Genomic DNA, 20,957 nt, shown 5'->3' with positions numbered 1-20,957 from the left:
AATACGCCGAGCCGCCTCGGGTGTCACGGGAAAACCGGCAGGCCAAGGCCGGCCGATCGGCGAAAAATCGCGGAGTCCTGTAGGATTAACCTTGCAACAGCCGGGCGACCTGCGGCGCAAAATAAGTCAGGATGCCGTCACAGCCTGCACGTTTGAAGGCCAGCAGGCTTTCCAGCATCACCTTTTCACCGTCGATCCATCCGTTCTGCGCGGCGGCCTGGATCATCGCGTATTCACCCGACACCTGATAGGCATAGGTGGGTGCGCCGAACGTGTCCTTGACCCTCCGGCAGATGTCCAGATAGGGCATACCAGGCTTGATCATCACCATGTCGGCCCCCTCGGTCAGGTCACGCTGGATCAGGCGCAACGCCTCGTTCGAGTTGGCCGGGTCCATCTGGTAGGTCTTCTTGTCGCCGGTCAACGCGCCCGAGGCGCCCACCGCATCGCGGAAAGGCCCGTAGAAGGCGCTGGCATATTTCGCCGCGTAGCTGAGGATCATGACGTCGTGATGACCGGCGGCCTCGAGCGCTTGGCGCATCGCGCCGATCCGGCCGTCCATCATGTCGGACGGGCCGATGATGTCGGCTCCGGCCTCGGCCTGGGCCAGCGTCATCTTGACCAGCGCTTCGACCGTTTCGTCATTCACGATCTTGCCGTCCACCACATATCCGTCATGGCCGTTGATGTTGTATGGGTCCAGCGCGACATCGGTCATCACCGCGATTTCAGGTGCGGCCTGCTTGATCGCGCGGATGGCGCGGTTCGAAAGGTTGTCGGGGCTCCACGCCTCGGCGCAATCCTGCGTCTTGAGGCTGGGATCGGTGTAAGGAAACAGGCAGATCGCCGGTATGCCCATGGCCTGCGCCTCGGCTGCGGCTTTGGCGATCAGATCGACCGAGCGGCGCACCACGCCGGGCATCGAGGGCACGGGCTCTTCGATGCCCTCGCCGTCGCGCACGAACACCGGCCAGATCAGGTCATTAACGGTCAGGGTGTTCTCGCGCACCAGGCCCCGGATCGCCTCGGACTGGCGGGCGCGACGAAAGCGGCCGTGGGGGTAGGGGGCGATTGTCGGTTTCATGGCGCGTTCTCCTTGAACATTCGCGCATTGGGTGGCATGAATTTGCACAGGTCTCAAGGGTACCAATAGCCGCGCCGTTGCGATAGAACCGCCTGAGAATTTTGAATTAAAGGACCGAGTTTGGACTGGTACTCCTCGATTTTCGAACTCATCGACATGCGCAGCTTCTCGAATCTGTGGTACTGGATCGCGCTTGCGGTGCTGTGGTCGACAGCCAGCCATTGGGTAATGGGCGTTCCGTATGATCTGGTCGTGCGCGCCCGCCGCGTCGGAGGCCAGGCCGAGACCGACCTGCTGGACATCGTGCGGATCAACACCAATCGCATCCTCTACATTGCCGACGTTTCGGGGGTCGTAATCTTGGCGCTGTGCTGTTTCCTGTTTGCGGGGCTGGCGACGCTGGGGTTTTACTATCAGGTCGAGTTCGCCCAGGCGGTGTTCCTGCTGCTGTTCCCGATGGTTCTTGTCGGCGCAAACAGCCTGCGGGTGGCCCGGAACCTGCGGCGGCAGGAGTTGACGATTGAAGCTGTGTCCAAGGCGCTGCATCGATGCCGGCTGGCGACGCAGGTCATCGGCATGTTTGCGATACTGGTCACTTCGATGTGGGGCATGTATCAGAACCTTTCGATAGGCGTTCTGGGATAGCAAAATCGGAAAGGCGAGGCGATGAAGGCTCCGAACCACGTGACAGTCGGCGGCGCCCCCGAGGGGTTTGACGCGCAGCTGGTGCTGAACGAGGTTGCCCGCTCGGGCGGGCCGGTTCTGCATGTGGCACGCGACGACAAACGTGCCGAGGCAATGCGCGCGGCGCTGCGTTTCTTTGCGCCCGACATGCCGGTGATCCTGTTTCCCGGCTGGGATTGCCTGCCCTATGACCGGGTGTCGCCCAACCCCGACATCGCGGCGGCGCGGGTGGCGACCCTAGCGGCGCTGGTGCACCAGATGCCCGAGCGGTTCGTTCTGCTGACCACGCTGAACGCGGCGACCCAACGCGTGCCGGCGCGCGACGTGCTGCGGCAGGCGGCGTTCACCGCACGGGTCGGCCAGCGCGTGGACGAGGCGGCGCTGCGTGACTTCCTTGTGCGCATGGGGTTCAGCCAAAGCCCCACGGTGATGGAGCCCGGCGACTATGCCGTGCGCGGCGGGATCATCGATATCTTCCCGCCGGGCGAAGCAGGACCGGTGCGGCTGGACCTGTTCGGAGACGTGCTGGACGGCGCGCGCCGGTTCGATCCGGCCACCCAGCGCACCACGGAAAAGCTTGATCTGGTCGAACTGGCCCCGGTCTCCGAGGTGATCCTGGACGAGGCCGCCATAACCCGGTTCCGTCAGAACTATCGCATCGAATTCGGAGCGGCCGGTACGGATGATCCGCTGTACGAGGCGGTCAGCGCCGGGCGCAAGCATCAGGGCATGGAACACTGGCTGCCCCTGTTCCACGAAAAGCTGGAAACGTTGTTCGACTACCTGCCGGACGCGACGATCACGCTGGACGATCAGGTCACGCCCGCCCGTCTGGCCCGGTGGGACAGCATCGCCGATCAATACGAAACCCGGCGTCTGGCGCTCGAGAACCGCTCGCGGATGGATTCGGTCTATAAACCCACGCCGCCGGGTCTGTTGTATCTGGACGATGACGCCTGGACCCAGGCGGTGGCGCAGCGGCGGGTTATGCAGTTCAGCCCCCTGCCGCAGGCCAGCGGGCCGGGGGTGATCGATGCGGGCGGTCGGATCGGGCGCAACTTTGCCCCCGAGCGGCAGCAGGAAAGCATCAGCCTGTTCGGCGCGCTGGCCAGCCACATCAAGAACAAGCTGGAGAAGGGGCCGGTTCTGGTCGCGTCCTATTCCGAGGGCGCGCGCGAACGCCTGACCGGGTTGATCGAGGATGAGGGCCTGGCCGAGGCAATTCCTGTGACCGACGGCTCACGCATCGGCAAACGCGGCCTGCACTTGGCGGTCTGGGCGCTGGAGCACGGCTTCGAGACGCCCGACATGACGGTGATTTCGGAACAGGATGTGCTGGGCGACCGGCTGATCCGCCAACCCAAGAAACGCCGCAAGGCCGAGAATTTCCTGACCGAGACCCAATCGCTTAGCCCCGGCGATCTGGTGGTGCATGTCGATCACGGCATCGGCCGGTACATGGGCATGGAGGTCGTGAGCGCCCTGGGCGCCGCGCATGAATGCCTGCTGCTGGAATATGCCGAAGGCGCCAAGCTGTACCTGCCGGTCGAAAACATCGAACTGCTATCGAAATACGGGCACGAGGAAGGCCTGCTCGACAAGCTGGGCGGTGGTGCGTGGCAGGCCAAGAAGGCCAAGTTGAAAGAGCGGATCCGCGAGATGGCCGACCGGCTGATCCGCATCGCCGCCGAACGCGCCCTGCGCAAGGCCCCGATCATGGACCCGCCGCCCCACTCGTGGGAGGAGTTCAGCGCCCGCTTCCCCTATCAGGAAACCGAGGATCAGCTGCGCGCCATCGCCGACGTAATGGAGGACCTGCACTCGGGCACGCCGATGGATCGCCTGATCTGCGGCGACGTGGGCTTTGGCAAGACCGAGGTCGCCATGCGCGCGGCCTTCGTTGCGGCCATGTCCGGACTGCAGGTGGCGGTGATCGCGCCCACCACGCTGCTGGCGCGTCAGCACGCCGCCAGTTTCAAGGACCGGTTCCGGGGCTTCCCGCTGGAAGTCCGGCAATTGTCACGTTTCGTCTCGGCCAAAGAGGCGCAGCAGACCCGCGAGGGGCTGGCCAGGGGCACGGTCGATATCGTGATCGGCACCCATGCGCTGCTGGCCAAGGGCATCCGGTTCCAGAACCTCGGGCTGTTGATCATCGACGAAGAACAACATTTCGGCGTGGCCCACAAGGAACGGCTGAAGCAGTTGCGCTCGGACGTGCATGTGCTGACGCTGACCGCTACGCCGATCCCGCGCACGCTGCAACTGAGCCTGACCGGCGTGCGCGACCTGTCGATCATCGGCACACCGCCCGTCGATCGCCTGGCGATCCGCACCTATGTCAGCGAGTTCGACGCCGTCACCATCCGCGAGGCGCTGCTGCGCGAGCACTATCGCGGCGGGCAGAGTTTCTATGTGGTGCCGCGCATCTCAGACCTGCCCGAGATCGAGGAATTCCTGAAAGAACAGCTGCCCGAACTGACCTATGTGGTGGCCCACGGCCAGATGGCGGCGGGCCAGTTGGACGACCGGATGAATGCCTTCTACGACGGCAAGTATGACATCCTGCTGGCCACCACGATCGTCGAAAGCGGGCTGGACATTCCCACCGCCAACACGATGGTCGTGCACCGGGCCGATATGTTCGGGCTGGCGCAGCTTTATCAGATCCGGGGCCGGGTGGGGCGGTCCAAGACCCGCGCCTATGCCTATCTGACCACCAAGCCGCGCGCGCGGCTGACGCCGGCCGCCGAAAAGCGGCTGCGGGTTCTGGGTTCGCTCGATACGCTGGGGGCGGGGTTCACGCTGGCCAGCCAGGACCTGGACATTCGCGGCGCGGGCAACCTGCTGGGCGAGGAACAGTCGGGCCAGATGCGCGACGTGGGTTATGAACTGTATCAGTCGATGCTGGAAGAGGCGATCGCCAAGATCAAGGCCGGCGAGATGGAGGGGCTGAGCGAGGCCGACGACCAATGGGCGCCGCAGATCAACCTGGGCGTTCCGGTGCTGATTCCCGAAGACTATGTGCCCGATCTGGACGTGCGGCTGGGCCTCTATCGCCGCCTGTCGTCATTGTCGACCAAGGTCGAGCTCGAGGGCTTTGCCGCCGAACTGATCGACCGGTTCGGCCCTCTGCCGAAAGAGGTGAACACGCTGCTTTTGGTCGTGCGGATCAAGGCCATGTGCAAACGCGCCGGCATTGCCAAGCTGGACGGCGGACCGAAAGGGGCGACGATCCAGTTCCACAATGACAAGTTTGCCTCGCCGCAAGGTCTGGTCGAGTTCATCCAGAACCAGCGCGGGCTGGCCAAGGTCAAGGACAACAAGATCGTGGTGCGGCGCGACTGGAAGAAGGACAGCGACAAGATCAAGGGCGCCTTTGCCATCGCCCGCGATCTGGCCGAGAAGGTCGCCGCCGAGAAAAAGAAGAAGGCCAGCGCCTGAGGGCGCGGCCTAGTCCCCGGCCACGAATGTACACAGCTGCCAGTTGCCGCTGTCCGATTTCACGAAGGCCGCGCGATAGCCGACCATCGACCACAGGAAATCGGAATAGATATAGCCGCGCGTTCCGTCGGTCAGGATGACGCCCTGATATTCGGCCTCTTCCAGATAGTCGGGAACGATCACCACCTCGTGGCTGATCAGGTCCAGATTGGGCGCGCCGCGGTTGGGGGCCTGGCGCAGGGTGACATCCTGACCGGTCACGAAATAGGCGGTGAACGGATCCAGCTTCGCTGGCAGGGTAAGCCGCCACTGGTGCGGCATCCAGAATTCGCCATCCTCGTCGAAATAGCCGGGCTGGGCCAGCGTGGTCTCGAGGTCGCGCCAGTAGTCCTCGCGGATGGTGGCGGCGTGGCGGCGGTCGGCCTCGGGCAGGGTTTCGGGATCGACCGTCAGATTGGCGCGGAACGCCTCGGGGCCGTCCGGGTCACCGTGGCTGGTATAGATCTCGTGGCAGGTGGCGGCCATGACGCCCTCGAGGTCGCGGGCGGCGACCTTGGCGCGCAGGTCCGCACGGAAGGCTTCCAGTGCCGGGTCTTTGCTGGCCTCGTCCACAGGCGGAAAGGTCTGACGGTCGGCCCAGGCGGGACCGCAGCACAGCGCGATCAGCGCAGCGTTCAACAGTTTCATTCAGCGGCTCTCATCGCGGCCTGGGCGCAGAAGCACGAGGCGCCGACGCTGCGGTCGGCCCGCGCCAGGGCCAGGTCAAGTCGTTGTCGGATCAGCTGCAATTCCTCTACCGCGCCACGCGCCTTGAGGCAATCGTGCAAGCCCTTGAGGCTCCAGACATTGTCGGGATGGATCGAGGCGCGGCTGAGGGTGCCGCCTAGACCCAGATCCTCGCGATAGACGGCTTCGGCCTCGGCCACGTGGCCCTGCTCGAACAGCAGCGCCCCCAGCGCGTGGCGGGTGGGCTGCATCCAGCCCCAGGGCTCGTCATAGGGCAGATTGTCGTCCAGCTCGACCGAGCGGCGCAGGTGGGCGAAGGCCGTGTCGAAATTGCCTTTGCGGTACTCGATCTCGCCCCGCAGCATCTCGCGCGCGATCTCCAGCAGGTCAATCACGCGGTTGTTGTGCAGCAGGCGGGTTTCGGGCACGCGGTCCTTGGCGGCGAGGAACAGCAGTTCCTCGGCCTCGGCCTCGGCCACGTCGCCGGTGGCGGCATGGGCGATGGCGCGGGCGTAATGCGTGGTGGCCGTCACCGTCAGATACAGGTCGGGATCGGGGGGCAGGGGCAGGGCCTTGGCTTCCTCCCACCGGCCGAAACGGATCAGAATATGTGGCCCCATGGCCATGTAGCTTTCGAAGTAATCCGCCATCGGCGGGCTTTCGATGCGCAGCATTTCCTCGGGCGTGGTGTCCCACAGGCCCTTGTTGGCGCGCAGGGCGGGCTCCATCTGACCGAGGAACAACGCGCCATAGATGACAAAATGGTAATTGTGCTGGCGATAGCCGGTATAGATGTTGAACGCGCCTTCGCGCTGGTAATATTTCAGATCAGCGATGACGGCCTGTTCGTTCCAGTGGACGACGTTCTGATAGTGGCCGCACAGCACGTCGATATGGGTGGGCATGTGCACCAGATGCCCGGCATCCGGCACCAACGTGCGCAGCACGTCACCAGCCTTCAGCGCCTTTTCCGGCGTGGGCGACATCTCCATCAGGTGCACATAAAGGTGCAGCAGGCCCGGATGCGACATCGCCGCCGGATCGTTGGCCATGGCCCATTCCAACGCCTCCTGCGCCTCAGGCGTGGCGGCGCCCTCGGCGGGCTGGCCTGTCCTGAGGTCCCACATCTGCCAGGGGGTCAGATTCAGCAGCGACTCGACATAGATGGTGCGCAGGTCCAGATGGTCGGGCTGGGCCGCGAAGGCGGCGCGCATGGCGTCGGCGAAGTCGTGGTCCCAGCTGTGCATGTCGGGCGCCGGGTCGCGCTGGGGATAGCGGGCAGGCAGGGCGCGTATCAGTTCGCGTTCGACGGGCGTGCAGCGATCCAGCAGGGCCAGTGCGCACTGGGTTGCGTCATAGGCGCAGTTCAGGGCCTTGACCTTACCGCGGTCGTCCAGCAGATCCCAGGGCAGGTTGTAGTTGGGCCCGGCAGCATAGGCCACGCCCCAATGGGCCATGGCGCAGTCCGGGTCATGCTCCAGCGCGCGCTGGAAGCACACGACCGCCTCTTCGTGGTTGTAGCCGTAGGTCCAGACAAGGCCCCGGTTGAACCAAAGCTGCGCCTGATCCGAGGACGTGGTGACGGGGCAGCCATGCGTGCCCAGATCGTAATAGTCGCTCATGCCGAACCCTCCCTGACTGGGGTGAGCCTAGCGCAGTTCGGGTGCGCTGCACAGGTCAGGCGGGGACGCGGTCTTCGATCCGGCCCATGTGGACCATAAGTCCGAAGGCCAGCACGCACATGGTCAGGATGCCGATGCTCAGCGGCCCCAGCGTGCCGTCGAACAGCAGCCCCACCGGCGCGGCGATCGCGGCGGCCACAACGGTCGAGATCGACCCGATGACCGAGGCTGCCATGCCGGCGATATGGCCCATCGGCTCCATCGCGATGGCATTCAGGTTGCCCATGGTGACCCCGGCCATGAAAAAGACCGTGGTCTGCCAGAACACGAACAGCGCAAACGAGGCCTGCGGCGACAGGTTCGACATGTTCAGCGCGATCACCGACGAGGTGATCAGGATCTGTCCGGCCAGCGCCCAGGTCACCATGCGGCGCATCCCCACGCGTACCACGACGGCCGCGTTCAGCAGGCTTGCCGAGCCGGACATCAGCGCCACGAACCCGAACCAGAAGGGGAAGCTTTCGGCGCGGTGGTGGATCACGTCATAGACCGGCTGCACCATGGTCAGCATGGTGAACAGCATGCCCATGCACAGGGTCTGGACAAAGATCGACAGGCGCACGGTGGGATGGGCGAACATCTCTTTCACCGCGCCGACCATCAGCGGCAGGCGGAATGGGCGGCGGTTTTCCGGCGCGAGCGACTCAGGCAGTCGGAACCCCATCCAGGCAATGATGACCAGCGCAAACAGGATGAACGACATGAACACGCCGCGCCAACCGGCGAAGGCAATCACGGCGGCTCCGGCCATGGGCGCGATGGCGGGCACCAGGGTGAAGATCATCATTGCGATGGACACGATACGCGCCATTTCCCGGCCCGAGAACAGATCGCGGATGATCGCCATCGCTACCACGCGGGGCCCGGCGGCCCCCAGCCCCTGAACCACCCGGGCGGCCAGAACCAGCTCCAGCGACGAACTGGCCCAAGCCACGGCCGATGCCAGAATATAGACTGCTGCTCCGGCAAAGATCACCGGCCTGCGTCCGACCGCATCCGAGATCGGGCCGGTGAAGAACGTGCCGATCCCCATTCCCAGAACAAAGCTGGTCAGGATCAACTGCGCCCGGTTCACGTCATCAGGGCTGAGCTGCGCGCCGATCTCGGGCAGGGCAGGCAGCATTGAATCAATCGAAAATGCGATGGTGGCAAACATCATCGCGATCAGCGCGATGAATTCGGCCTTGGAAATACGGTCAGCCATGCGGGGACTCCTTGCCCCAACGCGCTAACACGACAGGGCAAGGTGGGCTAGGTGCAATCGCGCACAGAACTCTGTGCTATTCTGCAGAGGAGGGCTCAAGTTGAGACATGATTTCGCCGATCACTTGCGCCCACAATTCCGGTGGTTGCGCCCCAGGGACCGCGTGCTGGTTGGCGACGATGAAGGTGGGGACCGAGTTTACGCCCATCTCACGCGAGTGCGTATCCCGCTGACGAATGTCGTCCCGGTCGGCGTCGGATTTCAGCAGCTTCAGAACAACTGCGGCGTCCATGCCCACGCTGTCGGCGATGTCGGCCAAAACCTCGTGGTCGCCGATGTCGCGGCCCTGCACGAAATACGCAGTGAACAGCGCATCCACCACCTGGTTCTGCGTGCCCTCGATCCCTGCCCAATGGATCAGGCGATGGGCGTCCAGCGTGTTCGGGGTGCGTTTCATGGCCTCGAAATCGATGTTCAGGCCGGCCTTTTCGGCATGCTCCACCACCGGCGCATAGGCGCGAACCGCACCCTCCTTGCCACCGAATTTGCGTTCCAGGTATTCGCGCCGGTCCATGCCGCCTTCGGGCATGTCGGGGTTCAGCTGGAACGGATGCCATTCGATCACGAAGGGATGGTCCGGGACCGAGGCCAGCGCCTTGTCCAGGTTGGTCTTGCCGATATAGCACCACGGGCAGATCGGGTCGGACAGGATATCAAGCTTGACGGTCTGGGTCATTCTTCGGGTGCCTTGAAATAGGCCGGCAAAGCACGGCGCAGGAGTTTTCCGTTGCCCCCGGTGGGCAGTTCGGGAAGATGGATGAAGGCGCGGGGTTGCTTGTAGCGCGCCAGGTTGGCCTCGACATAAGCGCGCAGGGCGGTTTCGTCCAGTTTTTCCGGCCCGGAATAGAAGGCGGCGATCACGAAAGTGTCCGGTTTGACCTCGATCGCCGTCGCGCCGACCTGAGAGATTCCGGGAAAGCGCGACAGGACGGATTCGACCTCGACCGGGGACACCCGGTATCCGCCTGCGTTCATCATGTCGTCGTCTCGCCCCAGATAGGTGATCTGCCCATCCACGGCCATCGCGCCCTGATCGCCGGTCAGGAACCAGTCGCCCTGCATGCGCGCGCGGGCCTCGTCCGGGGCGTTGAGATAGGTCAGCATCAGCCCCGGGTCCGAGCGGTGAATGGCGATGGTGCCTTCCTGCCCCTGCGGAACCGGCCCGTCGGGCCCCAGGATCGCCACGCGGCGCCCCGGTTGCGGCCGTCCCAGCGCATCGCCGCGCGCGGGGTGGGACGGGCTGGATGAGATGAAGGTCGAGCATTCCGACATGCCGTAGGCCTCGTACAGCTCGGTCCCGGTGGCCTGTACCCAGCGTTCGTGCAGGGCGCGCGACAGTTTCTCGCCGGCGCTTAGGCCGTGGCGCAGATCGGGCAGGGGCAGCGTGTCCGCCGCGTTCAGCATCTTTCGGTACACGCCGGGGGCGGCCGCAAAGATCGAGGCGCGGTGGCGGCGCAGCAACCCGGGCAGGGCGGCCGGGTCGGTTCCGGGTTCGGGGATCAGCGCGGTGGCGCCGATGGTCCACGGGTCCATCAGGCCGGTGCCCAGCGTGTAGGTCCAGTTGAACGCGCCCGCGTGGCACAGGCGGTCGGCCTCACGCAGGCCGTACCAGCCATCGACCATCATCTGCCGCGCCCAGATCGCGCGATGCGCATGGGCCACGGCGCGTGGCTTGCCCGAGGTGCCCGAGGTATAGACGACATAGGCCATGCGTTCCGGATCGCCCATGTCGAACGACGCGGGCGGCAGGTCGCGCATGGCGGCAAGGTTGGTCAGGCCGATCTGGTTGGGATGCGCGGCACAGGCCACGGTCGGATCGCGCAGAACTGCGGCTGGGTCCAGCTCCCGGATCATCCGCTCCGTTTCCGGCTCGGTCAGTTGCGAGGAGGTCGGTACCGGGATCAGCCCGACGGCGATCGCCCCCAGATAGGCTATGGGAAAATCGACCGTATTGCCCAGACGCATCAGCACGATGTCGCCGGGCACCAGGCCCGCACGCAGCAGCCCGGTTCCGGTGCCCAGAACCGCGGATTTCAACTTCGCAAAGGTCCAGTCGTCCGAACCGTCAGGGCGCAGCACGGACAGGGCCACCTTGTCGGGCGTGGCATCGGCGCGGCGCAACACATGGGCGGCCAGGTTGAACAGCGCGGGGCAGGGCGTCGGCGGCCCCTGATCGAAGATCGACAACATGCGCCTTGGCTATTGCCCTTTGTCACGCGTTGCAAGCGCGCGGCGCTGGCCCTATAGAATGACGCATGACGAGCAAAGACCACAAATCCATCGTACGCATCGCCCGCGACAACGGTTCCCGCACCGAGCTGGAGCCGGTAGATCTGGGTGCCCGCGTGCGTGAACTGCGCAAGGCGCGGAAATGGACCCTCGAGCAGGCGGCGAACCAGGCCGGGTTGGCCCGGTCCACGCTCAGCAAGATCGAAAATGGCCAAATGTCGCCGACCTATGATGCGCTCAAGAAGCTGGCGATCGGGCTCGAAATCTCTGTGCCGCAGTTGTTCACCCCGCCCGAGCGGGATCAAGTGATCGGTCGCATGGCGGTGACCAAGATGGGTGAAGGCACCGCGCACGCCACCACGACCTACGAGCACGAGTTGCTGGCCGAAACGCTGACCAAGAAGCAGATGCTGCCCTATCGGGCCCGCGTGCGCGCCCGGTCAATGGACGAGTTCGACGGCTGGGTGCGTCACGATGGCGAAGAATTCCTGTATGTGCTGACCGGTGTGATCCGCCTGTACACCGAGTTTTATGAACCGGTTGAGATGCGTCGGGGCGACAGCGCCTATTACGACGGCAGCATGGGACACAACGTGATCTCGGTAAGCGATGAGGATGCGACCATCCTGTGGGTCACGTCGCTGGCCTAACGCCGGGCAAGCTCGCGGTTCAGGCCTTCGGTGTAGAGAAAATCCTCGACCTCTTCATGGGCCTCGTTCACCGTCAGGTGGTGCCGCTCGGCCAGATAGGCCTCAAAGCGTTTCCTGTCCGTCCTCACGCGCGCCATATCCTGATCGCGCAGGTTCGGAAAACGGCGCTTGGCACGTGCGTAGGACGCGCTCCAGTCTTGTGTCAAATCAGTCCAGTTCAACATCTGCGAGCCTTCCGTGGTTCGGGTTTCAGGACTGCTCTTCCCCAGACCAGCGTACGGAGCGCGCAGCCCGCGCGAAGACATGACAAAATGTCGCAGGTCGGGGTGCTGGAAAATCAAAGCGGTTTTTCACGCCGTGCTCGGCCCGTTTTCCCACTCACTGTCGGTTTTGGCGATCGCTCAAGTGCTGACACTCTGGACTGCGCCGAATACAGGGCTTTGATCTATCTAAGAAATCTGTTTTCGGTGCAGGTGTCCGTCGCGTCGATCCTCACTTGGATTGCGAGATATCGTGGTGACAACCGCTCCACCCGCAAAAAGTAGCCAAATGCTCTAGAAGTAGCGGCCAGCGGGGTTGTTTGATCGCCTTTTGGTGTTTGGTCACATGTGCCGAAAATTGCCGACGCCCGCGCGGCGTCCGATCCGTGCCAAGCGCATCACTTGAAGTGGGCAGGGGCTCAAGCCCCTGCCGGTTGCCTGCTACTCCTCGTACCACCAGACATCGGGCATGAACTGCGGTCCGTCGCCGTAGATTGGCAAGATCTGAGGATGCTTCATTTCCTTCACGTGGGCGATGCGGCCAACGTCAAAGCTCCAGATCGGAATGACATACCGCCCGGCGGTCAAAACCCTGTCCAGCGCGCGGGTGGCGGCCACGAAATCCTCACGGCTTTCCGAGGCCAGCATCGCATCGATCAGCCCATCCACTGCCGGAGAGGTGACCCCCATCAGGTTGCGTGTCCCCGAGGCATCCGCGCCTTCGCTGCCCCAGTAGAGGCGTTGTTCGTTGCCCGGCGACAGCGACAGCGCGCGGCGGAACGGGGTCATGTCGAAATCCAGCTCGGACACCCGCTGGGTGTATTGTGCGTCATCCACCTTGTCGACGGTCAGCTCGATCCCCAGCCGTTCCAGCGCGCGGGCATACATCTCGGCGATCGCATCCACATTCTGAACCACATTCAAGCTCCCCTGACTGATGACCAGGGTTATCTTGAGGGGCTCTCCAGCTGCGTTCTTCAACACGCCGTCCTGGATTGTCCATCCGGCTTGCTCCAGCAGATCAGCCGCCTTGCGGATGTCCTTTCGGTTGCGAACCGAGTCGTCGCCTTCGGGCAGAACATACCCTTCCAAGGTTCCCGGCGGCAGATCAGCCGCGTAGGGTTGCAACATCTCAGCCACCCGACCGGTTGCCGGGCCGGGCTGCATCGCCAGTTCAGACCCCGAGAAATACGAGGTGATCCGAGGCTGAGCACCGCCAGTGATCGTGCCGTTGATGAATTCAAAATTGAACGCAAGCGTCAGCGCCTCACGCACGCGCCAATCGTCAAAGGGCGCTTTGCGCGTGTTCATGACCAGACCTGTCATGCCCGAGGGCTTTTTATGCGGAATCTCGGTTTTGATGACATCGCCGCGCTGAACGGCCGGGAAATCGTATTGCGTGGCCCATTTGTCGGCGTTGAACTCGCGGACGGCCGACAGCGCGCCGGCCTTGAAGGCCTCGAACAGAACCGTCTGGTCGCCGTAGAACTCCAACCGCATCTCATCGAAATTCATGGTACCCCGGCGGAACGGCACATCGTTGCCCCAATAATCCGGATTGCGTTTGAGGTTCACGAAACGTCCGGCCTCGTAGTCATCGATGACATAGGGGCCGGTGCCGATCGGGACATCTTGCAGCGCTGCCTCGGCGAAATCCTTGCCCTCCCATTGGGCCTTCTTGAGGATCGGCCGCAGCCCTGCGATCAGGGCCAGCTCGCGGTCTGGCTCGTTGAAGATGATCCGGACCGAGCGTGGTCCGGTCTGCTGAATACTGTCGATCTTGGCCCACAGACCGCGATAGCGCAGATGCCCCTGCGTTCCGAGGGTCTCGTAAGACCAGATCACATCGTCAACCGTGACCGGCGATCCGTCAGAGAATCGGGCAGTCTCACGCAGGGTGAATTCGACCCAGGATCGGTCCGGCGCGGTGTCGATTGATTCGGCCAAAAGCCCGTAAAGAGTGAAAGGTTCGTCCCACGAACGGCCCATCAACCCCTCGTGGGTCCAAAATCTCAGCTGCCATGGGGCGGTGCCTTTTTGCACAAACGGGTTGAGACTGTTATAGCCGCCGGTATTGCCGAACACGACCTTACCGCCCTTGGGCGCGTCGGGGTTGGCATAAGGCAGCGACACAAAATCCGGTGGTAGGGCCGGGTCTCCATACATAGCTATGCCATGGGTCGATTCTGCTTGCGCTAACGTGGCGACAACCGAGGCAGCGATTCCCGCGATCAACGGGCGGATGGGACGGAGAATATCGGGGCTCATTTTGGAAACAATCCTGCTCTGGCCTTATTTTGTTGGGATTCACCGTACCGATGATTTTTCTTATTATCAAACTTTTAGCTTGGATGACGGCGCGGAATTGCTTATAAAGGTTCCACTGCTCGATAGGTTTCTTGCCTGTATGAAACCTGCCTCAATAACTTAACGCCCGCTTCGTGCGGGCGTTTTTTTCTGCCTCGAGCTCCGAGATTCCAGCCCGTAAATCGACCGTGTCCGCAACCGGGTCTTTCCCCGTTTATTTTGCAGGTGCAGCATGGCACTGTGTCTCCAAATCATGAGTCTGTGGGAGACCCAAAATGAACCTGTCGGGAAAAACAGCAATCATCACCGGATCGAATTCGGGCATCGGGTTGGGCATCGCGCGCGAATTGGCCAAGGCGGGGGCCGATGTGGTTCTGAACTCGTTCACCGACCGCGATGAAGATCATGCGCTGGCGGCCGAGATCAGCAAGGAGACCGGGACCAACGCGCGCTACATCAAGGCCGACATGTCCAAGGGCGAGGAATGCCGCGCGTTGATCGAACAGGCCGGAGCCTGCGATATCCTGGTCAACAACGCAGGCATTCAGCACGTCGCGCCGATCGACCAGTTCCCGGTCGAGAAATGGGACGCGATCATCGCCATCAACATGAACTCGGCCTTTCACACAATGGCGGCGGCGCTGCCGATGATGCGCAAGGCCGGGTGGGGGCGGATCGTCAATATCGCCTCGGCGCATGGGCTGACTGCATCGCCCTACAAGGCGGCTTATGTGGCGGCCAAGCACGGGGTCGTCGGCATGACCAAGACCGTTGCGCTGGAAACCGCGCAGGAGCCCATCACCTGCAACGCCATCTGTCCGGGCTATGTGCTGACACCGCTGGTGGAGGCGCAGATCCCCGACACGATGAAGGAATACAACATGAGCCGCGAGGACGTGATCAAGAACGTCATGCTCGAACGGCAACCCTCGAAAGAGTTCGCGACCGTCGAACAACTGGGTGGAACCACTGTGTTCCTGTGCTCGGACGCGGCGGCCCAGATCACCGGCACCACGATCTCGGTCGACGGCGGCTGGACCGCGCTGTGATCCGCTGCGCGCGCCGGGGCCGGCGGATATGGTAAAGCGCATCAATCTGGCCTTGCAGGGCGGCGGCGCGCATGGCGCCTTTACCTGGGGCGTGCTGGACCGTCTGCTGGACGACGAAGACATCGAAGTTGCGGCGATCACCGGAACCTCGGCCGGGGCGCTGAACGGGGCTGCGTTCAAGGCCGGCATGGTCCATGCCGGTCGTGATGGCGCGCGCGAGACGCTGAACGCCCTGTGGGAGAGGATGGGCGCGGTGGGCGACATGCGCATCGCCAACTGGCTGGCCGGGATGGAACCCGCCCAGATCGCGCAGGCGATGGAGTATTCCTTGCCGTTCTCGGTAGCCGATACCTGGTCTCGGATGGTGTCGCCCTATGCCTATGGGCCGTTCTATCGCAATCCGCTTGCCCCGGTGGTCGAGGCATTTGACTTTGGCGAGGTCTGCGCCGATCAGGGGCCGCGCCTGTTCGTCTGCGCCACCTGCGTGCGCAGCGGCAAGATCCGGGTGTTCACGGGCGATGAGGTGACGACTGATGCGATCCTCGCCTCGGCCTGCCTGCCGAACCTGTTCCAGGCGGTTGAAATCCACGACCCCGAAACCGACCGGACCGAAGCCTATTGGGATGGCGGCTATACCGGCAACCCGGCGCTTTTTCCGCTTTTCAACGCGGGCCTGCCCGAAGATGTGGTGATCGTGAACATCAACCCGCTGGAGCGCGACGAGGTTCCCAAGACCCCGCAGCAGATTCAGAACCGGATCAACGAGATCAGCTTCAATTCGTCCCTTCTGCGCGAGTTGCGGGCGATCAACTTCGTGCAGCGCCTGCTGGCCGAGGGCAAACTGCAGGCGGGCGAGATGAGCCGGGTATTCGTGCACATGATCGCCGATGACGCCCTGATGAACAGCCTGTCGGTGGCGACCAAGACGGTGCCCAACCCGGTGGTTCTGCACAGCCTGAAACAGGCCGGACGGGCCGCGGCCGGCCGGTTTCTGGCCGATCACAAGCCCGATCTGGGAGTGCGCAGCACCGTTGATCTGCCCGCGATGTTCGGCTGATCACTCGGGCGGCTGGGTTGGGTCTTTCTGGTTCGGATAGACCAGCCCGGCCGAGATCACCAGCTTGGCGGCATCCTCGATCGACATGTCCAGCAGGATCACGTCTTCCTCGGGGAAGAACAGCAGAAAACCCGAGGTTGGGTTCGGCGTGGTTGGGATGAACACGCTCAGCAGACCGCCGCCGGTTTCGGCGCGTTTGTTGATCTCGCCTTTGGCCTCGGTCGAGACGAAGCCGATGGCCCAGATGCCCCGGCGGGGATACTGCACCAGGCAGGCCTTCTCGAACGACCGCTCGGTCTGGGCAAAGACGGTTTCCGAGATCTGCTTGATCCCGGAATAGATCGACCGGACGACGGGCATCCGGTTGACCAGGCTTTCGGCAAAATGGATCAGTGACCGGCCCAGGATACCTTTGGCGATCCAGCCGACCAGAACTGTGAAGATCAGGAAGAACAGCACGCCCACGCCGCGCAGGTTGATGCCAACATATTGCTCGGGGCGGAACTGGTGTGGGATCAGGGGCAGGACCGCGCTGTCGATCCAGCCAACCACCGACAGGATCAGCCACAGCGTCAGCCAGACCGGTGCGATGACGACGATACCCGTCAGAAACGACGCGCGTAGCCGCGACAGCAGGCCGGGGCGGCGGTGGGGTTCTTCATCAAACGGTGTGTTCATCGCGGTTCCGAGCGGTTTGCCGGATTAGTTAATCAGTCCGGCGCCTTGGTACAATAGGTCCGTTTGACGCTTAGTCAGCCTGAGCCTTCAATGCCTTGGCGATACCAGCCGCAAGGCGCGCATTGTTGCGCACCAGGGCGATGTTGGCGATCAGGGATCGGCCCTCGGTCCGCTCGTAGATGCGCTGCAGCAGATAGGGCGTGACGGCCTTGCCGGTAATGCGATGCGCTTCGGCGTCCTGCTGGGCCGAGGCGATGATCGGGTCAAGTTCCTCGGACGGGATCTGATCGGCCAACGGGATCGGATTGGCCACCAGCTGCCCGCCTGGCAGACCCAGAGCGCGGCGCGTCGCATGGGCCTTGGCGATCTGCTCGGCCGTGTCCATCCGCAAGGGCGCGGCGAAGGGCGACTTGGCCGACCAGAAGGCCGGGAATTCATCCTGGGCATGGGCGATGACCGGCACGCCCAGCGTCTCCAGCACTTCGAGCGTTTTGGCCAGATCGAGGATGGCCTTGGCCCCGGCAGCCACGACCGTGACTGGGGTCTGCGCCAGTTCGTGCAGGTCGGCCGAGATGTCAAAGCTGGTTTCCGCGCCGCGATGCACCCCGCCGATGCCACCGGTGGCAAAGACCTCGATCCCCGCGAAATGGGCCGCGATCATCGTGGCGGCAACGGTGGTGGCCCCGGTCCCGCCCGAAGCGATGCAGGCCGCCATGTCCGCGCGCGAGATCTTGGCCACGCCCTGCGCCTGTCCCAGATCCTTCAACTGATCGGGTTCCAGCCCCACATGCAGCCGGCCGTCGATCACCGCGATGGTGGCCGGAACGGCGCCCGCGTCGCGGATGTCCTGCTCGACCTGGGCCGCCACCTCGATGTTCTGCGGGTAGGGCATGCCGTGGGTGATGATGGTGCTTTCCAGGGCAACGATGGGGGTTCCGTTGTCCTTGGCCGCGCGCACTTCGGCGGAATACTGGATGTCGATCACAGGGGGGTCTCTCCGGATACATAGGTTGCGGCGGCATGCAGGGCGCGGGTCAGCGCCTCGTCGATGCTGGCGCCATTGGCTTCGGCGGCGATATGGGCCGCCATGAATGTGTCGCCTGCGCCGGTCACGCGCGTGACCAGAACCGACGGAGGTTTCTGGGTGATCACCGCGTCGGCACTGGCCACGGTGGCCGAGTTGCCACCGTCGGTCACCAGCGCACGCAGCGCGCCTCGCTCCAGCAGCGCCCGGGCAGCGGATTCGGAATCGTCGAACTCGCGCTGGCACAGCAGCCCGGCTTCTTCGAGGTTCACATACAGCGTGGCCCGGCCGTGCTTTAGGAAAGGCAGCAGCCGCTCGGCCTTGCCGGGCGAAGCCGGGGCCACGCGCAGGTCGGCACGGGCGAAGGCCGGGCTGACGGCGATCTCTTCCAGAAGGTCCAGCGTCAGGTTGCCGTCCAGCGCGATCTGCCCCTCGAACGGGGTGTTTTCATAGCCCAGCGGGCCATGGATCAGCGGGCGCAGGATCTTGGCGCCGGCGGCCTCCAGCGAATGGGCGTCGGCAATGGCGGCGATCAGTCCGTTTGCGCCTTCGACCGCCATGTAACGGTCTGTGGGCAGGTCCTGCGAGCGGTAGACATGTGTCGTGTCCATACCCAGCCGCTTGCAGGCATGGACCAGTTCGTCGCCCTCGGGGTCGCTGCCGATGGCGGTCAGCAGGGTCGGGGTCATGCCAAAGCGCACTAGCGTCATGGCGATGTTCATCGCCACGCCACCGGGCAGGCGCGTGATGCGGCCGGGCACGTCCGACCCTTGCCGCATGTGGCTGGCGGATCGTCCGATCACGTCCCACAGGACGGATCCGATGCACAGGATGTCGCTGTTCTGAGTCATTTCCTCGTCATGCCGCAGGCGCAGGGCGCGTGCAAGCCGGAAGCTGCGCGGGCGGGGTCCGCGTCGGCGATTTGGCTTGCCAATTGTTTGGAAGGAAGAAACACTCAGACACAGTGTTTTTTGGTTCTTTTGGATATTTTCGGATGGGTCTCAATATCCGTTTGCTGACCTTCCTGCGGTTTCGCGCCTGGATCATTGCGCCATTGCTGGCATTTATTTTTTTGGCAATGCCTGCATGGGCGCAACAGAGCGGACGGACAATCGTTGACTTTCAGGTCCGGGACGGTCGGCTTCTGGTCGAAATCGCCTTGAACGCCGAGGCCGTTCTGGCCGGGGTTGATCCGCAAGTCGTCGCGCAGGGCGGCGACGGCGGGAGCGCGCGTTACGCACAGCTGCGCCGGCTTGTCTCGTCCGAGCTTGAGGAACACGTCCACGATTTTGTAACGGATTGGAAGCAATCCTTGCAGATCGACGTGAACGGGCCGGTTGCGTTGTCCTATGAAGGCGCAAGTATTCCAGTGGTCGGCAACCCTGACGTGCCGCGGATTTCCCGAGTGCTGTTGGCCGGTCCTCTGCCACCCGATGCAAGCAGCCTGCGCCTGACCTGGCCCGAAGGGATCGGCCCCGTGGTCTTGCGCCAGCAAGGGGTCGAGGCGCCTTATACCGGGTTTCTGAGCGGCGGCGAGGTCAGTCCTCGCATTCCCTTGGCAGGCGGGGCCGGGCTGGGGGCGCAGCAAGCGGTCGAGGCTTTTTTCCGGGCCGGGCTGCTGCATGTCGCGGGCGCGGGGGCACAGCTTCTGGCGCTGGCCTCGGTGTTGGTTTTCTTGTCACTGAAGTTGCGCCCGGTCCTTGTTCAGCTTGCCGCGCTGGGGCTGGGCGTTCTGGTGACGCTGCCGCTTGGGATGTTCGACGTGTTGAATGCGAGGCCGTTCCTGCCATGGCCGGTCGTGCCGGCGGCCATCGCCTTGTTGGCGCTTTGGAACCTCGTCACCGACCGGTTGGGGGTCTGGCGTGTGCTGTTCCTTTTGGCGGCCGGTGCGGTCCTTGGCCTGACACTGTCAGAGGCATCGTCGCGCCTGGGTGTGCCGCCGCACCATGTCGCGCCGGCAGTGCTGGGTTTTGCCGCTGGCATCCTGTTGGCGCTGAGCGGAGTCGCGATTCTGATCCTGGCCACCCTGACCGTGCTCTTGCCGGATTCGCCCAGGCTGCGCGGTCGTATCTCCACAGTCGCCTCGCTGTTGTTGGCGGGCTTGGGGCTGTACTGGGCGGTTATGTCCTAACCGCCGGTTTTCATCGGCGCGATCAGCGTGTTCAGGGTGCTTAGCGGGTCCTCTGCGGCCCAGATCTCGTCTCCGATTCCGAAGAAGTCGGTACATTCAGCCAGTTCGGCAACCAGTTCGGGTGTCAGGCCGCCTTCGGCGACCACCGGAACCTCGATCATCTCGGACCACCATTGGAACAGATCACGCTCGGCGCGGGTCCCTTTGCCCAACGACACGTCCCCCACGGGCCCAAATGCCACATAGTCGGCCCCGGCTTCGCCCGCGGTCATCCCGTCATGGCGCGAGGTTTCGCAGAAGCTGCCGACGATGGCATCCGCCCCCAGCTCTTTGCGCGCGGCCCGGACCGAGCGGGCCGCATCGTCCAGATGCACCCCGTCCAGCCCCAGCCTTTGCGCCAGCAGGACATGGTTCGAGATTACCAGCGCCACGTCGCGCGCATGGGCCACCTCGCGGCAGGCGTCGGCCGCGCGGGCGATGGCGTCCTCGTCGCTGCCGGCCAGCGCCAGCCGGATGCAGGCGATCTCGGTCCCGTCCAGAACGCGGGCCAGCCGGTCGGGAAAGGTGGCCGGGTCGATGGTCGGCGGGGTGATCAGATAGATCTGAGGCTGCTCGGGGGTGTCCATTGGCGGATCCTTCGCGGTTGGTCTTTGGCGCGGTTTAGCCGATTGCGGCGGCGAAGCAAACTTTA

Annotated in this window: 18 protein-coding genes; 6 read left to right on the top strand and 12 right to left on the bottom strand. The window is 63.8% G+C overall.

The annotated features are described in order from the left end of the window. Positions 1 to 85: 85 nt before the first annotated feature. The gene (gene hemB, locus ACR0MM_RS03535; RefSeq protein WP_480694451.1) at positions 86 to 1,084 is read right to left on the bottom strand and encodes a porphobilinogen synthase; all 999 of its coding nucleotides are present in this window, start codon (positions 1,082 to 1,084) and stop codon (positions 86 to 88) included. A 120-nt stretch (positions 1,085 to 1,204) separates the two neighbouring features. Here hemB and ACR0MM_RS03530 point away from each other — a divergent pair, with 120 nt between their 5' ends. Then, a complete protein-coding gene (locus ACR0MM_RS03530; RefSeq protein WP_170338895.1) occupies positions 1,205 to 1,729 on the top strand; it encodes a component of SufBCD complex in 525 nt (174 codons plus the stop codon). A gap of 21 nt (positions 1,730 to 1,750) precedes the next feature. Next, positions 1,751 to 5,209 carry a transcription-repair coupling factor gene (gene mfd / locus ACR0MM_RS03525; protein ID WP_480694448.1) on the top strand — a complete coding sequence of 1,153 codons (3,459 nt, stop codon included), beginning with the start codon at positions 1,751 to 1,753 and terminating at the stop codon, positions 5,207 to 5,209. A 9-nt stretch (positions 5,210 to 5,218) separates the two neighbouring features. Here the strand turns inward: mfd and ACR0MM_RS03520 are convergent, their stop codons facing one another. The 5 genes from ACR0MM_RS03520 to ACR0MM_RS03500 all read right to left on the bottom strand — a co-directional run bounded on the left by ACR0MM_RS03520 (position 5,219) and on the right by ACR0MM_RS03500 (position 11,071). After that, the gene (locus ACR0MM_RS03520; RefSeq protein WP_480694446.1) at positions 5,219 to 5,896 is read right to left on the bottom strand and encodes an SH3 domain-containing protein; all 678 of its coding nucleotides are present in this window, start codon (positions 5,894 to 5,896) and stop codon (positions 5,219 to 5,221) included. Further along, complete coding sequence (locus ACR0MM_RS03515; protein WP_480694444.1) at positions 5,893 to 7,557, bottom strand: tetratricopeptide repeat protein; 1,665 nt, start codon at positions 7,555 to 7,557, stop codon at positions 5,893 to 5,895. Before ACR0MM_RS03515 ends, ACR0MM_RS03520 begins: the two co-directional genes overlap by 4 nt. Before the next feature lie 55 nt (positions 7,558 to 7,612). Then, positions 7,613 to 8,821 (bottom strand): multidrug effflux MFS transporter, encoded by a 1,209-nt coding sequence (locus ACR0MM_RS03510; RefSeq protein ID WP_480694442.1) that lies wholly within the window; start codon positions 8,819 to 8,821, stop codon positions 7,613 to 7,615. Positions 8,822 to 8,897: 76 nt separating this feature from the next. Beyond that, positions 8,898 to 9,557: a DsbA family oxidoreductase gene (locus ACR0MM_RS03505; RefSeq protein WP_480694440.1), complete on the bottom strand. Its 660-nt coding sequence runs from the start codon at positions 9,555 to 9,557 to the stop codon at positions 8,898 to 8,900. Continuing rightward, entirely contained in the window at positions 9,554 to 11,071 is a 1,518-nt protein-coding gene (locus tag ACR0MM_RS03500; RefSeq protein ID WP_480694438.1) for a class I adenylate-forming enzyme family protein, read from the bottom strand. Before ACR0MM_RS03500 ends, ACR0MM_RS03505 begins: the two co-directional genes overlap by 4 nt. A gap of 65 nt (positions 11,072 to 11,136) precedes the next feature. Between ACR0MM_RS03500 and ACR0MM_RS03495 the strand changes: the two genes are divergently transcribed. After that, on the top strand, positions 11,137 to 11,760 hold the full coding sequence (locus tag ACR0MM_RS03495) for a helix-turn-helix domain-containing protein (RefSeq protein WP_093962221.1): 624 nt from the start codon (positions 11,137 to 11,139) through the stop codon (positions 11,758 to 11,760). Here ACR0MM_RS03495 and ACR0MM_RS03490 read toward each other — a convergent pair. Next, positions 11,757 to 11,984, bottom strand: a complete 228-nt coding sequence (locus tag ACR0MM_RS03490) for a hypothetical protein (protein ID WP_093962974.1) — start codon at positions 11,982 to 11,984, stop codon at positions 11,757 to 11,759. The two genes, ACR0MM_RS03495 and ACR0MM_RS03490, sit on opposite strands and share 4 nt — an antisense overlap. 477 nt (positions 11,985 to 12,461) lie before the next feature. Further along, entirely contained in the window at positions 12,462 to 14,288 is a 1,827-nt protein-coding gene (locus ACR0MM_RS03485; RefSeq protein WP_170455438.1) for an extracellular solute-binding protein, read from the bottom strand. A gap of 314 nt (positions 14,289 to 14,602) precedes the next feature. On the opposite strand from ACR0MM_RS03485, the gene ACR0MM_RS03480 reads away from it, so the two are divergent. Next, a complete protein-coding gene (locus tag ACR0MM_RS03480; RefSeq protein WP_170363363.1) occupies positions 14,603 to 15,376 on the top strand; it encodes a 3-hydroxybutyrate dehydrogenase in 774 nt (257 codons plus the stop codon). A gap of 28 nt (positions 15,377 to 15,404) precedes the next feature. Next, positions 15,405 to 16,433, top strand: a complete 1,029-nt coding sequence (locus tag ACR0MM_RS03475) for a patatin-like phospholipase family protein (protein ID WP_480694435.1) — start codon at positions 15,405 to 15,407, stop codon at positions 16,431 to 16,433. On the opposite strand, the gene ACR0MM_RS03470 is transcribed toward ACR0MM_RS03475, so the two are convergent. The 3 genes from ACR0MM_RS03470 to ACR0MM_RS03460 all read right to left on the bottom strand — a co-directional run bounded on the left by ACR0MM_RS03470 (position 16,434) and on the right by ACR0MM_RS03460 (position 18,986). Further along, positions 16,434 to 17,111 (bottom strand): DUF502 domain-containing protein, encoded by a 678-nt coding sequence (locus ACR0MM_RS03470; protein WP_093962217.1) that lies wholly within the window; start codon positions 17,109 to 17,111, stop codon positions 16,434 to 16,436. 70 nt (positions 17,112 to 17,181) lie between these two features. Continuing rightward, positions 17,182 to 18,096: a pseudouridine-5'-phosphate glycosidase gene (locus ACR0MM_RS03465; RefSeq protein WP_170439076.1), complete on the bottom strand. Its 915-nt coding sequence runs from the start codon at positions 18,094 to 18,096 to the stop codon at positions 17,182 to 17,184. Beyond that, positions 18,093 to 18,986 carry a PfkB family carbohydrate kinase gene (locus tag ACR0MM_RS03460; protein WP_480694433.1) on the bottom strand — a complete coding sequence of 298 codons (894 nt, stop codon included), beginning with the start codon at positions 18,984 to 18,986 and terminating at the stop codon, positions 18,093 to 18,095. Before ACR0MM_RS03460 ends, ACR0MM_RS03465 begins: the two co-directional genes overlap by 4 nt. Before the next feature lie 143 nt (positions 18,987 to 19,129). Between ACR0MM_RS03460 and ACR0MM_RS03455 the strand changes: the two genes are divergently transcribed. Further along, positions 19,130 to 20,266, top strand: coding sequence for a HupE/UreJ family protein (locus ACR0MM_RS03455; protein WP_480694431.1), 1,137 nt, complete (start codon positions 19,130 to 19,132; stop codon positions 20,264 to 20,266). On the opposite strand, the gene ACR0MM_RS03450 is transcribed toward ACR0MM_RS03455, so the two are convergent. Then, the gene (locus tag ACR0MM_RS03450) at positions 20,263 to 20,892 is read right to left on the bottom strand and encodes a thiamine phosphate synthase (protein WP_480694429.1); all 630 of its coding nucleotides are present in this window, start codon (positions 20,890 to 20,892) and stop codon (positions 20,263 to 20,265) included. The genes ACR0MM_RS03455 and ACR0MM_RS03450 overlap by 4 nt on opposite strands. Positions 20,893 to 20,957 lie beyond the last annotated feature (65 nt).

The sequence above is a fragment of the Ruegeria sp. BC6 genome (assembly GCF_056539185.1).
The sequence above is the reverse complement of the archived record's forward strand: the minus strand, read 5'-3'. Positions and strand labels throughout refer to the sequence as shown.

What these genes read in the sequence shown, in the direction of transcription:
- ACR0MM_RS03470 (WP_093962217.1), bottom strand. Translation starts at nt 17,111, where the DNA reads ATGAACACACCGTTTGATGAAGAACCCCACCGCCGCCCCGGCCTGCTG.
- ACR0MM_RS03510 (WP_480694442.1), bottom strand. Translation starts at nt 8,821, where the DNA reads ATGGCTGACCGTATTTCCAAGGCCGAATTCATCGCGCTGATCGCGATG.
- ACR0MM_RS03505 (WP_480694440.1), bottom strand. Translation starts at nt 9,557, where the DNA reads ATGACCCAGACCGTCAAGCTTGATATCCTGTCCGACCCGATCTGCCCG.
- ACR0MM_RS03500 (WP_480694438.1), bottom strand. Translation starts at nt 11,071, where the DNA reads ATGTTGTCGATCTTCGATCAGGGGCCGCCGACGCCCTGCCCCGCGCTG.
- ACR0MM_RS03495 (WP_093962221.1), top strand. Translation starts at nt 11,137, where the DNA reads ATGACGAGCAAAGACCACAAATCCATCGTACGCATCGCCCGCGACAAC.
- ACR0MM_RS03450 (WP_480694429.1), bottom strand. Translation starts at nt 20,892, where the DNA reads ATGGACACCCCCGAGCAGCCTCAGATCTATCTGATCACCCCGCCGACC.
- ACR0MM_RS03485 (WP_170455438.1), bottom strand. Translation starts at nt 14,288, where the DNA reads ATGAGCCCCGATATTCTCCGTCCCATCCGCCCGTTGATCGCGGGAATC.
- ACR0MM_RS03490 (WP_093962974.1), bottom strand. Translation starts at nt 11,984, where the DNA reads ATGTTGAACTGGACTGATTTGACACAAGACTGGAGCGCGTCCTACGCA.
- ACR0MM_RS03515 (WP_480694444.1), bottom strand. Translation starts at nt 7,557, where the DNA reads ATGAGCGACTATTACGATCTGGGCACGCATGGCTGCCCCGTCACCACG.
- ACR0MM_RS03520 (WP_480694446.1), bottom strand. Translation starts at nt 5,896, where the DNA reads ATGAAACTGTTGAACGCTGCGCTGATCGCGCTGTGCTGCGGTCCCGCC.
- ACR0MM_RS03475 (WP_480694435.1), top strand. Translation starts at nt 15,405, where the DNA reads ATGGTAAAGCGCATCAATCTGGCCTTGCAGGGCGGCGGCGCGCATGGC.
- hemB (WP_480694451.1), bottom strand. Translation starts at nt 1,084, where the DNA reads ATGAAACCGACAATCGCCCCCTACCCCCACGGCCGCTTTCGTCGCGCC.
- mfd (WP_480694448.1), top strand. Translation starts at nt 1,751, where the DNA reads ATGAAGGCTCCGAACCACGTGACAGTCGGCGGCGCCCCCGAGGGGTTT.
- ACR0MM_RS03455 (WP_480694431.1), top strand. Translation starts at nt 19,130, where the DNA reads ATGGGTCTCAATATCCGTTTGCTGACCTTCCTGCGGTTTCGCGCCTGG.
- ACR0MM_RS03480 (WP_170363363.1), top strand. Translation starts at nt 14,603, where the DNA reads ATGAACCTGTCGGGAAAAACAGCAATCATCACCGGATCGAATTCGGGC.
- ACR0MM_RS03460 (WP_480694433.1), bottom strand. Translation starts at nt 18,986, where the DNA reads ATGACTCAGAACAGCGACATCCTGTGCATCGGATCCGTCCTGTGGGAC.